At 36.8% G+C, this 14,574-nt stretch carries 8 protein-coding genes; 6 read left to right on the plus strand and 2 right to left on the minus strand.

The window, feature by feature from the left end:
• Positions 1-95: 95 nt before the first annotated feature.
• The 6 genes from ACT29I_RS00645 (at position 96) to ACT29I_RS00670 (ending at position 11,524) form a co-directional block, all read left to right on the plus strand.
• Complete coding sequence (locus tag ACT29I_RS00645) at positions 96-1,562, plus strand: sulfatase family protein (protein WP_430932572.1); 1,467 nt, start codon at positions 96-98, stop codon at positions 1,560-1,562.
• A 25-nt stretch (positions 1,563-1,587) separates the two neighbouring features.
• On the plus strand, positions 1,588-4,371 hold the full coding sequence (locus ACT29I_RS00650) for a family 78 glycoside hydrolase catalytic domain (protein ID WP_444792473.1): 2,784 nt from the start codon (positions 1,588-1,590) through the stop codon (positions 4,369-4,371).
• 12 nt (positions 4,372-4,383) lie between these two features.
• A complete protein-coding gene (locus ACT29I_RS00655) occupies positions 4,384-6,246 on the plus strand; it encodes a sulfatase (RefSeq protein ID WP_430932574.1) in 1,863 nt (620 codons plus the stop codon).
• Positions 6,247-6,301: 55 nt separating this feature from the next.
• Complete coding sequence (locus ACT29I_RS00660) at positions 6,302-7,231, plus strand: DUF4861 family protein (protein WP_430932575.1); 930 nt, start codon at positions 6,302-6,304, stop codon at positions 7,229-7,231.
• 19 nt (positions 7,232-7,250) lie between these two features.
• Positions 7,251-8,360 carry a glycoside hydrolase family 88/105 protein gene (locus tag ACT29I_RS00665; RefSeq protein WP_430932576.1) on the plus strand — a complete coding sequence of 370 codons (1,110 nt, stop codon included), beginning with the start codon at positions 7,251-7,253 and terminating at the stop codon, positions 8,358-8,360.
• Between the two features lie 248 nt (positions 8,361-8,608).
• Positions 8,609-11,524 (plus strand): Ig-like domain-containing protein, encoded by a 2,916-nt coding sequence (locus ACT29I_RS00670; protein WP_444792474.1) that lies wholly within the window; start codon positions 8,609-8,611, stop codon positions 11,522-11,524.
• 145 nt (positions 11,525-11,669) lie between these two features.
• On the opposite strand, the gene ACT29I_RS00675 is transcribed toward ACT29I_RS00670, so the two are convergent.
• Both ACT29I_RS00675 and ACT29I_RS00680 read right to left on the minus strand, forming a co-directional pair.
• Complete coding sequence (locus ACT29I_RS00675; RefSeq protein ID WP_430932578.1) at positions 11,670-12,551, minus strand: AraC family transcriptional regulator; 882 nt, start codon at positions 12,549-12,551, stop codon at positions 11,670-11,672.
• 396 nt (positions 12,552-12,947) lie between these two features.
• Positions 12,948-14,375: a sulfatase family protein gene (locus ACT29I_RS00680; protein ID WP_430932579.1), complete on the minus strand. Its 1,428-nt coding sequence runs from the start codon at positions 14,373-14,375 to the stop codon at positions 12,948-12,950.
• Between the last annotated feature and the right edge of the window lie 199 nt (positions 14,376-14,574).

The following is a 14,574-nucleotide window of genomic DNA, read 5'->3' on the forward strand; positions in this document are numbered from 1 at the left end:
AAATTAAAGGAGTGCGATATAACATATTTGTAATGTTAATAATAAAAATTAGATATCTGTTTTATCTAAAATCTAACGATCTATTAATTAGGATAATGAAGAAATACTTTGTCGCGTTTAAAATAAGAAGTTTATCATTTCTTTTATTGGTGTTGATATCATGTACCAATACACCTGTAAAGCAAAAACCAAACCTGCTGTTCGTTTTTAGCGATCAGCAAGCCTTTGACATGGTAGGGTGTTATGGTAACAAGCAGATAATTACACCAAATATTGATAAACTGGCTACAGAAGGTCTGCGTTTCACCAATTGTTTTTCGAATAGTCCAATTTGTACTCCTTATAGAGGAATGTTGATGAGCGGGCAATATTCCCTTTATAATGGTTGTTTTACTAACGATCGGCCTCTTCTTCCGGGTAATGGTAAAAAGTTTGCCGAAGTGCTGCGTGATGATGGCTATTATACCGGGTATGTCGGGAAGTGGCATTTGTTGGGGGGGGATAGGAATCGCCCTATTCCGGAAGGGCCAATGCGCTACGGTTTCGACGATGTATTTTATTCCAATAACTGTCATGTTGATTTTAGACCGGGGAAATGCTTTTTCTGGAACGAAAACGATAAAAAGGAATACTTTAACGAATGGGAAGTGTATGGCCAAACCAATCAGGCCATCGATTTTTTAGAAAGTGTAAAAGACAGCGAAAGTCCTTTTGCACTATTTGTTTCGTGGCATCCTCCTCACGATTGGGGTAAGTTTAAAGGTGAAGATGGGAAAATGCATTACCGTTATGATGCCCCTCAGGAATTGATGTCCTATTATAATCGCGACAGCATTAAAGTACGCCCTGGCATTGAATCAACACCCGACTTGCGGCACATGTATCATGGACATATGGCCATGACCACTGGTGTTGATATTGCATTTGGGAATCTAATGAATAAATTAAAGGAAATTGGTGCCGATGAAAATACCATTGTTATTTTTACTTCGGATCATGGGGATATGTTAGAATATCAGAACGCTATTTATCCTAAACAATATCCGCACGACTATTCATTGCAAGTTCCGTTTATTATCAGCTATCCTCATAAAATTATTAAAGAAACAACCACCAGTTTGCTTTTTAGCGCGCTTGATATTATGCCAACCATACTTGGTTTAATGGAGCAGGAAGTTCCTAAGGAATGTCAAGGTAAGAATCTTTCCGAAGCAATTCTTTCGGGTAATGAGGATGCAGTAGATTTTCTGCCCATCTGGTTACACAACGAGAATGGCTATAGGGGCGTGATTACAAAAGAATATACCTATGCACGTTCAAAAGCGGGAGATAGCAAGTTGCATAACGTGCTTTTTGATAGAGTAAATGACCCATATCAACTTTCAAATAATTTTGATGATTCAAGCACCAATGTTATTAAAAATGAGTTATGGGGAATAACGCAGGGGTGGATGGAGAGTATAGGGGATGAGTTCTATCAGAAATCACAGATCGATTCGCTGGTGGCATTGACTGATTCTGCTAGTTATCAACAAAAAAGGCCTGTTGGGTTGTTTAACTGATCTTAAAAATTAACATTAATAAAAAATGATGATTAACCATATAAAAGTGCACCTTGTTAAGAATATTTTCTTTGTCTGTCTCTTGTTAGGTATAAGCGTGTTTTTTCAAGGGTGCAAAGGAGAGGAAAGTCAATTTGAAATCACATCTATCCAAACACAGTTTATTACAAATATAGATAACCATCCAGTTTTTTCATGGCAAACAAAAAGTAATGTAAGCGATTTTATGGAGTCTTCAGTTCAGGTAATTATTGCCAACAACAGGGATGACATTGAAAGGAATGTTGGTAATGTATGGGATTCAGGGAAAATAGAAACTAGAAATAATTCACGCCTAAAGTATAATGGACCGAAACTGGATAATGGTAGTTTGTTTTATGCCAAAATGAAAGTTTGGGATAATAAAGGCAATGAGTGTGCATGGAGTAAATCGCAACAATTTTGTATCCCAATAGAGTATCCTAAAGATTGGAACGCCAAATGGATAACATATGATTATAATATAGGAGATACTTTACCTGTTTTTAAACGAATAATAGAAATTCCTAATAAGAAGGAAGTTAACTGTGTTAAGTTATATATAGCTGCACCGGGCTTTTATGAGGCGTTTTTGAACGGAAATAAGGTTGGTGAGAATGTTCTTGATCCCGGGCAAACCAATTATGAAGATTATACCTATTACACGGTGTACGATTTAGATATAGATGTACATAAAAAGTATGACGTGCTAGGCGTTATGTTAGGTAATGGTTGGTATAACCAAAATGTTGTTTGGGGCAAAGGAATGAGGTATGGGCAGCCTGTTTTTGTAGCTCAAGTAGTTATTCATTATAAAAATGGAGTTAAAATAATAATAGGTAGTGATGAAAGCTGGACATGGAAAAATGGGCCTATTATTTTTTCGAATATTTATGCAGGTGAAACCTATGACGCGAATTCAGAAGTAAATGATTGGTTTGCTACCGAAAGTAGTGATGATGCCTGGAAGAAAGCTTCTTTGTCTGAAATACATCCAACTAAATTGTATGAACAGTTTGCAGAAACTATACAAAGAATGGATAGTATTCAAGCGAAGGGGGTTATAGCCAAAAACGATGGGAAGTATATTTTCGATTTTGGACAGAATTTTGCCGGTTGGGTAAAATTAGATATCGAAGGAAAAAAAGGGCAAGAGATAACTATGCGATGTGTAGAAGAGTTGGACGAAAATGGCGAAATAGATCCACGCTCTACCGGAATACGCGCAACAAAAGTTATCCAGACGCAAAAATATATCTGTAATGGCCAGGGGAATGAAGTGTGGGAACCCAAATTCACTTATTTCGGATTTCGGTTTGTAGAAGTTGAAGGATTAACTACGAAACCATCAAAAGATTTATTAAAAGGAATTGTGGTATACTCCTCCCTGCCGGTAAGCGGACAGTTTAATTGTTCAGAGATGAATATAAATAAACTTCACAACCTGGCTACATGGACTTTAAAAAGTAACATACATGGTATACCAACCGATTGTCCGCATCGTGAAAAATGCGGGTGGACTGGTGATGCGCATGCTTTGATTAATGCCCTTGCCTATAATTACGATTGTCAGAAGTTTATTAGCAAGTACATTTTTGATATGCGTTCTTCTGCTCGGCGAACAAATAATGAATTGTACTTTGGAACCAGCTTTCACGATCGCAGTATGATGAATAAACCTGTTGGTGTGCCTACAATGATTGTCCCTGGGAAACGCACCAGTGGAACAGCATCACCAGATTGGGGAACAGCCATGACACAGTTACCGTGGGCTATGTATATGTACTATGGCGACATGGTTATTTTGAATAATTTTTATCCGGATATGAAAGTTTGGGTGGATTATGTGAATGCAAAAAATGAAAACGGAATAATAACGCATGGTTTGGGAGATTGGTGTCCACCGGGAGGAAATCAAAATATAGATTGTCCGGTTCCTATAAGTTCGACGGCTTATCATATTCTCGATTTAAATATTATGGCTCAAACGGCTAAAATATTAGGTGTAACTAAAGATTATGAGCATTATAAGCAATTGCACAAAAGCTCAGTTGAAAGTTTCAACAAGCAATTTCTCGATACAACCAACTATACTTATGGCAGCCAAACTGCCAATGTTATGGCTTTAAGTATTGGTATTGTGCCTGAAAATAGCAAGCAAAAAGTTGCTGCTTCCATTGTGAGAAGTTTAAATGCTGAAAATAATGGTTTTATAAAAACGGGAATATTTGGATTTTCAAGATTATTTCAGGTATTAGCAGAAAATGGTTTTGAGGATGAAGTATATCGTCTAATTCATAAAAAAGGAGAAAATAGTTTTGCTTTTATGTGGGATAATTTTGATGCAACAACACTTTGGGAGGTTTTGCCAATTCGGTCATTGGATTCTGAGGAATTGTTTTATCGATCGCACAGCCATCCAATGCAAGCAGGTTATGATGCCTGGTTTTATAATGGTATTGGAGGGATTAATCCATCACAGGAGAAACCCGGCTTTAAGAAAATTGTGTTTAAACCATACTTAACAAAATATTTAAAAAATGCTGAGGCATCGTATAAATCTGCTTTTGGAATAATCAAAAGTGTCTGGTCAAGAAATAGCGGGAATTTTTCGTGGGAAATACAAATACCGGACAATTCAACAGGAGAAATATTTGTACCTAATTATCAGGAAAAAGTAGATGTAAGTATAAATGGCGAAGCGGTACAAATAAATGATTACTCTTCAGATTTTACTTCGCTTGGTGAGATGGGCTCGGGAAGTTATTTAATTAAAATGTCGGAACATTAAGAATAATAGAATATGATATTTAGAAAATTAAATTTATTATTAATAGCCGTAATAATTGTTGTTGCTTGTGTAAACGCAACAGCTAAAACAAAATCAAAAAAACAGAATGTAGTATTTATACTTGCTGATGATTTGGGTTGGAAGGATTTAGCTTGTTATGGATCCGATTTTTATGAAACGCCCAACATAGATGCTTTTGCTAAAACTGGAATGTCATTTACCAATGCATATACAGCCAGCCCACTTTGTTCTCCAACCCGAGCCAGTATATTAACCGGGCAAGAGCCGGGTCGTTTGCGTCTTACAGTGCCTGCTTGTCACCAACTAAAGGTAGTTCTTGATCCGAAGGAACAGTTTAATGCTGCACCACATTATAAAACGGCCATCCCTCAAACACGCACGCGTCTTCCGAATGAAGAGTACCTGACATTTGCCGAAGTTTTAAAGGATAAGGGTTACTCCACTGCCTTTATGGGAAAATGGCATTTAGGACGAAAACCTTATTTGCCGGAAAATCAAGGATTCGACCTTGTTGTGGGAGGTCGGGAGCATCCAGGCCCTCCGGGGCCAGGCAGGTTTTTTGCTCCCTGGGATTGTGAAACGCTTCCTGTTGTGCCTGACGGAACGCATGTGTCGGATGTATTAACGGATGAGGCTGTTAAATTTATGACATCCAATAAAGAGAATCCATTTCTTTTATGCTTATGGTATTATGATGTTCATGCCCCTTATCAGGCAAAAGAGGAACTTATAAAAAAATATAAGGCCAAACTAAACCCGAATCATATTCAACGTTGTCCTACTATGGGAGCTATGATTGAAACTATGGATATAAATATTGGCAGAATATTGAAGTCAATAAAAGATCTAAAATTGGAAGATGAAACCATCGTTATTTTTACTTCTGATAATGGGGGGAATATGTATGATGGCCCTGACGGAACCAACCCTACAAACAACTATCCATTGCGCGCAGGTAAGGGTAATAACTACGAAGGAGGGGTACGCGTTCCTTTGATTGTTCGGGTTCCGGGTGTGACTAAAGCAGGCCAAAAGTCACAAGTCGTTACTTCAACGGTCGATCATTATGCATCTTTATTGGAGTTGTTAAATATCCCATTTCCTGAAGAAGTTGTAACCGATGGTGTTAGTTATGTAAAAGCGTTAAAAGGTAAAGATTATGAACGAGCACCAATTTACTCTACTTTTTGCCATAATGTAATAGCTACAGGTAATCGTGCTAATATTTCAATGCGACAAGGCCCCTGGCGTTTTTACAAGTTTTATTATGATGGCCCAAACCAGGAACATCGCTACGAGTTGTATAACTTAGATATTGATATTAGTGAGACAAATAATTTAGCCTCGCAAATGCCAGAGAAAGTACAGTTAATGGAAAAAATGCTAGATGCCCATGCGAAGGAGACTGGAATTTTGTTGGCACAGAAGAATAAAAAATATGCTGGCAATACTGCAGATGCATGGATAGGTTCTGCAGATGCTAAAATAAGTGTTTTGGGAAATAGTTTACAGGTGGTTTCTTCAGGACCATTACCATGTATTGAAACTTATTACACCCCAAACATTTCAAATGAAACTTTTAAAATTGAATTTGAAATGAAATCTACAAGTAATGGAGATGGGAAATTGACATGGAAATGTGCAGGAGATAAGGTATACAAGGAAAGTAATTCAACTTCGATTAATGCTATACATGATGACGAATGGCATCATTATTCTATGGATATGAATTTAGGTAAGACTTTAAAAGTATTGAGAATTCAGCCTTCTTCATCTAAAGGTATCATGCAAATCCGTAATGTCAAATTAGTAACAAAGGATGGGTACTTAATTCGGGATTGGCCTATTAATTAGGCATTAAACATTCACATAAAAGTAGTTTGTAATTTTTTAATATCAAGTGAAAGAAATGAATTGGAGCTTCAGAGTTAAACAAAGTTGTATTAACCGGGTAGTACCTGTTATATTAGTGTTGTATATTGGTTTGCTGGGGTTCATTACGTTTGCCATACTAGTATCCTGGAAACCTCAAGAGCAGGTTCAGGTTAAAACATATGCACGTTTTGTGCCCGAACGGGCTGATGATTTTGCATGGGAAAATGATAAAGTCGCTTTTCGGGTTTATGGACCGGCTATGCGCAACAGGCCCGAAGATAGCGGGATCGATTGTTGGCTTAAGCGCGTGGACTATCCGATTATTGACAAGTGGTATTTAGGAAATGTAAATAAAAAGTCATACCACCGCGATCATGGAGAAGGCTACGACCCTTATCATGTAGGTTCATCCAGAGGATGCGGCGGTTTAGGCTTATGGATCAACGACAGTCTGATAACCTCGGATACTTATACAGAATGGAAGGTAATTAAAAGTGATATAACAGAAACTGTTTTTGTATTGACCTACGAGTGGAAATACGACGGTGATAATTATAAAGAAGAAAAACAGATAACGATAAGGTTAGGCGAACTTTTTTTTAGGTTGGAGTCTACATTCTGGAAAAACGAAAAGATAGCAACCAATCTTCCTATTGCAATTGGTGTAACTACGCATGATGGAAAAGCTAGTGCTTCAAAAGATTTATCTAAAGGATGGATGTCCTGTTGGGAAGATATCGATGGTTTTGGCCTGGGAACAGGTGTTTTGATAAAGCCATCCAGAATAAAACAATACAAACTTATTGATACTGATCAAAAAGATGATGGGCATGCTCTGTTTATCACTTCTACGGACAAATATGGGAAAATAGATTATATAGCTGGTTATGGATGGGAAAAAGCTGGCATAATAAAAACATCTAACAGCTGGAATACATATCTGGCAAATCAATTAAAACTTTAAGTAGATTAAAGAAAACACCATGAATAGAATTTATATATACTTTATTGGATGGATGTTATTAGGATTTAGCAGCCTTTATGCCGGTGTTTTTGATACGACAGAAATAGAAAACCGTATGATAAAGGCTGCGGATTGGCAATTAGAAAATCCAACCCGTTTTGGAGTTTTAGAATGGCATTGTGCACCGTTTTATATGGGATTGTCTGATCTGTATGAAATTACAGGTGATGAAAAATACCTGGATGCTGTAAAAAATACAGGAGCAAAACATCATTGGAATATTGGAAATCGCCGTTATCATGCCGATGATCATGCAGTAGGCTTGTCGTACGTTAAGATGTATCAGAATTTTAACGATAAAAATATGATTTCACAAATTCAGAAGGAATTTGATTGGATATTGGCTAATCCACCCGAGAAAACAATTGTAGGTGAAGATGGCAAAGTGAGGTTGCGATATAATCGGGAACGTTGGAATTGGTGCGATGCACTTTATATGGCAGCTCCAGTATGGGCTGGTTTAGGTGCCGTTACGGGTCAGGAAAAATATATAGACTATATGGTGCAAGAGTGGAAACAGGCGCACGATTGGTATTGGTGTGAAGAAGAAAGCCTATATTTTCATGATAGGCGCGATATAACAAAAGTTTCATTAAACGGTAATAAAGTTTTTTGGGCTAGAGGAGATGGGTGGGTAATTGCAGCATTAGTAGAAGTTCTTCAATTCTTGCCCAAAGATCATCCCGAGCGTAATTATTTTGAATCTATTTATAAAAAGATGAGCGCTAAGCTATTGGAGATTCAAAAGGTTAATGGAACATGGGCACCCAACTTATTAGATGAAAAGGATCCTGCTCAGGATGATATAAGTGGTTCTGTTTTTTATGTTTATGGTTTGGCATGGGGAATTAACAATGGAATTTTGGATAAAGAAAAATATGAGTCTTCAGTACTCAATGGTTGGAAGGCATTGTGCGATAGACAAAAAGAAGATGGGCGCTTAATCAATATTCAACCTGTTGGAGGATATCCGGTAGCTTTTGACCCTGATCATACTGTCATCTTTGGCATAGGTGGTTTTTTAAGTGCTGGATCAGAAGTTTGGAAATTGGTTAAAGTGGGCTACTAGTCTAATAATACTTTTAATCGTTGGAATTAACAAACCAATTTTATAAACAATAAATACCGAATAAAACCTGGCTAATTTCTGATATATCCAATTTGACCTATGCCTCTCTACTATAAGCGTGCTTTTGTCTATACTTTTTATAATGCAGTGCCGAGAACATAAGGGTTAAATTGGACGTATTTTACAAATATCAGCATAGGATAAAATATTACAGTAAATCCTTTAAAGATCAATATAAGACCAACTAAATGAAAAATCTGCGACTTTATATTTTAATATTTGGATGCCTTTTAATCCACAAGGAAATGCACGCTTTTAGAGTGTATCCTACAAGTGCACAAAACGAGTTAATGTTAGATAAAGCCAATTATCCCTTTATTGCTGAAAACGCAGATGGATTTAATTTGCAACACGATAGTTTTGCTCCCTTTTCCAGTTCACAGGTAGCCACCATTTTTAACCAGTTTACCAATAAAAATTTCATCAACCACGGCGTTTATCATGGAACTGATATTTATACGATGTCAACCATGACCAAAACTCCGAATTTTGCCAACGTTACGGCTTTTATGTTGTATAACGAAGCTCCCGCAATGGATGCAGATGAATGGACGGATGCATTAGGTCAGAATGTTACCTGGCCATTGATAACACACTGTCGCAGTTATAATGAAACTTCTACCCACGCTGAAATAAGAAGCCAAATCATGCGTACATCAGGTATTATGATGGAGTTTAAGGTAACAGATCCTGGTAAATATGATGATGCAGCCAAACTCATGAAATATTGTGTTGATAATGACCGTATGGTTGTGTTTCTAACTACATTTCAGGAAACGCCAGAGATTTTCATCTCTGCATATAAGGAATTCTATTATTATTTAAAAGAAAATCTGGATCCAAGCTACCTAAGTTCCGATCATGTCATATTTGTTCCTAATACTTATTCCGATGATCAGGTTTTTCCAGAAACACTTGGATATGGAAGTACATTTGGTGTAGCGCATTGGCTCATCGATCAGAAAAGCAAAATAAATGATGGTTATATTCAGCCAAAGATATCTTTTTCAACACCCTGCCATGGCGATTATTTTGAAAATCATAGTAATATAGATGTAAGTATAACTGTAACAGAAGCAACAGTTAGTAGCGCAAAGTTGTATATAAACGATGTTTTGGTTGGAGAGGATACCTCTGCGCCCTATAGTTGGAGTGGGGCAGAATTGACTGACCTTACTACGGGATATCATGAATTACGCGCTGTTGTGACAGATATTTCAGGTGTGGAGACACATAAATCCATAAGAGTTAAGGTTCTAAAAGATCCACCAGCAATACCTGGTTTCTTTTGGGCAGATAATTTAACGAGTTATCAGTTAAGGAATGATCCTCACCCTGATGGATATATTCGTCATGTGTATGGAAAAGAGTGGGTTGATTATAAGGTGGATGTGGCTCATACTGGTATGTATGATGTGGATGTTGACTTGTTTGTACAGCGCTCTAAGCAGTTTGGTGGAACTATTATTATTAAAAAAGGAACCCAGGAACTAGGACGTTTCACGACGGTGTTAAATGATCCGGCACAGGCTCCGATTAATGGTTTTACAGAAACACCGGTAGCTCTAATTAAGGATATTCCATTGTCGGAAGGATTGCAAACATTAAGGGTGGAATTTAAACACCCAAACGGAATAATAAAGCCTCAGTTTTACTTAAATAGTTTCAACTTTATGATTCAGGGAGCACCAGAGATTAATTTCATAACTCCACAAAAGAATGAAGCTGATGAGTATAATTATTACGATGCGCCTGCAGCAATCGAGATTGAAGCGGGTATTACTTCACCCAGAAGCAATGGGACAATAGCAAACGCTAAATTATACATCAACGATGTTGAAGTTAGTACTTTAACTGAAGCCCCATTTATATGGAATAACAATCAGGACGTAGAAGCTTTGTTAAACTTGCCAGAAGGCAGCTACACTATAAAAATAGAAGCAACAGACGATTTGGGTTATCGCTCCTTTAACGAAATTGACCTAAAAGTAATTGCCCGACAGCCTTTCAATACAAATCTTACTATTCCCGGTGTTATAAAGGCCTATGAGTTCGATTTAGGTAAAGAGGGTATCGCTTATCACGATTTTAACGAAGGCATTGAGCGAGGATTGGGTGGTGCTCAAAATCCACGATATACTAAAGCTGGCAACGAGGATGTTGAGATAGAGATGAGTGCTGGCAGTTATAGTGTTAGTGCGGTTAGAAATGGTGAGTGGCTAAGTTATACCATGTCAAGTGTTGAAAAAGGGATATACGCTATTTCTTTGAACACCTCAGCAAATGCCGGTAAAAGTGCAGATGTAAGGGTTTGGTTAAATAATAAGATAATTACCACAGTACCTATTTCAGAAACCGCAAATAGTGGATTTACTACCTATAAAAATTTTACCGTTTCATATATTGAGATTCTTGAAGATTTGGAGAAGGCAAATATACGGTTAGAGTTTATTAATCCTTCTATTAGTAATTATCTTTGCTTTTTTAAGGAGTTTGAATTTAAGAAGATAGCTGATGATCCGAAATCAAGTGATGGCACGGTTCAGGTAAATCTGACAAAACCAGGAGGTGATATAACTCGTGAGAAAGGTTATACCTTAGATGTTGCCGTAAATGCAAGCAGCTCAGCTGGAAATATCTCAGAGGTTATTCTATTCATTGATGGAGAAGAGGTAAGAAGAGATAATTCAGCACCATATGAATGGGGGCATGCAGATTCTCCAAATCCGCAGGAATTAAATGGTTTATCTCCTGGAGAGCATGAGATAAAGATTGTAGCCCTTGATGTAAACAATAATTTTGGAATAAGCAGTTTTAAGCTAATGGTTGAAGCCTCAACAAGTGCAGGATCTAACGTAAAAGCTACAGATATGTTCTCTGTATATCCTAATCCGATGAGTACGCATTTAACTGTGCAATTAAAACAATTGTCACAGGCCGATGTTTTTGTTTATAACATAGCCGGAAATTTAGTTTATCAACGGAAGAATGTAGTCTCACAATGTGTTATTGATAGAAATAAATTTTTAAACTCAGGCACCTATTTTATTCGCATCTATAATCATAAATATGGGTATCATACGCAAAAAATGATTGTTCATTAATTATCTTTAGAGGCTATTATAAATATATAGGTTTAAATAATTAAATGTGAAAAATGGATGGTATGATAATATAAGTACAATCCATTTTTATCATCCTTGTTCAAAGATCCATTCAACTCACAATATTCAAAAACGAAGTACTACTTTAAATACGATTTTTCTTTCTAAATTGTACTGGGGTTATTCCTACCTTATCTTTAAATAAACGATTAAAATAATAGTCGGACTCGAAACCCAAAGAAAAAGCGATTTCTTTTTGTGTTTTGTCAGTTTGTATCAAAAGCTCTTTTGCTTTCTCTATTTTAAGCTGTAGATAGTATTGCAATGGTGAGCTACCTGTTTGTTTTTTAAAATCGATACGAAACTTTGAGTAGCTAACGCCAAAGTCGTGGGCTATTTTCTGGAGGTCAATCGATTTATCAATTTTTTTATACATTAAATGTTTGGCATAGGCTACCATTGAGTTGAAGTAATCATCGTTGTTATTGCTTTGTTGAATATTGTATGCTTCTGCAACCAGTTGCATGCAAATGCCTGATGCCAGACGCTGATAACCGAAAGGCTCATTTTTGAATAACTTAAAAAGGGTATCGAAATAATTTAGAACAGATGCCCTGTTGCATTTGTGAATAATTGGTTGGTTGGGTTTGAAGAAGCCATTGTTCATTAGGTTTTTAGCCACATCTCCGGAAAAACCTACCCATTGTTCGTCCCACCCTGTTTTTTTAAAGGGTTTGTAGCGATGCCAAACGCCAGGAAATAAAATAAAGCCATCACCTGCCGATATCTTTTTAACACCAGTTTCCTTACTCTCAAAAACACCTTCTCCCTTGGTAATCAGTACAAAATGATACTCGTTAAGTATACGGCCTTTTTTCCATGAAAACATATAACTGCCTGGATGCCCTTTGGTTGGATAATCTGATCCTTTTTCAATTTTGTTGGCACCAATGTCATTTATATAAAAGCCCCACTTTTTGTCATTCTCAAATATCATCATGTACCTATGGTAGCTATTGTCTTTCATCTGTTTAAAAATTGGCAAAACCTTTATAATCAGTATGTATATTAATCTCCGAATCAGGTTCGGAGTAGGCTCTTGAGACTAGTTCGAAACAAGTTATAGGAGCTAAAACTGTGGGAAAAGTTTGGAGCTTGTTAATAGTGCCCCCAACAATGAATATTATAAATTTATTCATAGTGTTTTCATAATTCTTATGGCGAAACAGATCTATATTATAAACACTTCCACACCAGTTTTTATTAGCTTGCCAATCCATGTCTTGCACACTTATGTCTTGGTTTTCAAGTCTTTTTTCTTTTCAATTTAGGTTGTAGCCTCTTTCTCTTTTCTATACTTTGTTTAGAAGTGGTTCAACAATGCTTTAGTTCCGGCGCCCCTTAGATACGCCATAAAGTATAGTTATTCAGATAGTTTTATAGAGTCTTTAAAGTCCCAATGGTAACCCCAGTCTTTCATATACTCCGCTCCATCTAAAAACTGATCACCTCTTTTGTCTAGCATCTTTTGTAATTTAGCATCTAAATCTTCTTGCAAAGTTTTATACTCTATGTTTCCAACTAAATTATCTAACTGATAAGGATCGTTTAAATTATCATACAGTAACCATGGGCCGTTGAGGTCTTTGGCATAGGTGTATTTTTCAGTTCTGATTCCTCTGAATTCTTTGCCTCCTTTTTTATAATTCCATTGGTGAAAGGGTACCGGACATGTAATAAACGCACCATCAATATCCAGTTCTTCTTTTCCAAGTAGCTGTCCGGTATAATCGACACCTTCAACAGATTCCGGAATATGTAAATTACACATGCCTAATAAAGTGGGCATAATATCAGGGAAAGAGAACATTTTTGTCAGTTTTTCACCGCCTTTTAATTTTGCAGGGTATTTTAACATAAAGGGGACAAGGATTGATTCTTCCCAGGGTTTTTGCTTTTTTGTTTGATCGTGAGAATATAGCATATCGCCATGATCGGAAGTAAACACAAAAATGGTTTTTTCATCTAACCCTAATCTTTTAATCTCTGCTTGCAATTCAGCAACGCAATAGTCAAGTGCTGACATGTGTGCATAGTATCCACGAATAGCTTCTTTGGCTGTTTCTGATTTATCTTCTGGTACATTAGGGCGAAGTGAGATATCCATGTCCTTGTACATTTCTCTGTATTTTATAGGCGCTGAATTGTAAGGTGCGTGCGGAGGGCCAAATGAAAGGAACAAAACAAATGGATTTTCTTTATGGGCCTGCATATACCTGATACCATCTTTGGTTTGCGCAATGGCATCGTAACCGTCCCATTTATGTTTTGTGTCTTGTTCATCGAAATAAACCGAGTTATTATAATTATGCGTACACTCATGAACTTTCCAATAGTCAAAACCTTGACGACGATCAGAAGGTACTGGCTTAGAACGTCCATCACGATGACTCTCTCCTGGAGCATGACCGTTAATATGCCATTTACCTATGTATGCTGTCTGGTAACCATTCTCTTTGTATACTTCCGCAATACAAACTTCTTCTGACTTTAATGGTTTGTCGTTATAAAAAACGCCATGACTAAGCGGATATTTTCCAGTCATTAAAGATGCTCTGGCCGGAGTACATACGGGTATGTTAGAAATGGCATTGGTAAATACCACTGACTCTTTTGCTAGTTGGTCTATGGCCGGAGTTTTGACTTGTTCGTTGCCAACAAAACCTAAGTCCTGGGCTCTCCACTGATCAGTTAAAACAAAAACGACATTGGGTTTTTGAATTTCTTTATTGTTTTGTTGGCTACATGACATGAATGAAAGAGTCAGCAAAGCTAAAAATATTTTATGCATCAGTTTAATATTTTAATAATGTGTATGCTATTTTATTTACAACATTAAAAATGCCTAAGATTTGGATAATAGCAATGAAGTTTTTTGTCATTTTTTTGAATATATAACCCACAAATGAATTATTGTGTCATGGAGGTTCGTAAGTTCATGTGTTATATACAAGCTCCTAAAATGTCATAAATTATCTGATAATCCGGGC

It is taken from the genome of Saccharicrinis sp. GN24d3 (assembly GCF_052400645.1).
Lineage (GTDB): Bacteria > Bacteroidota > Bacteroidia > Bacteroidales > Marinilabiliaceae > Saccharicrinis.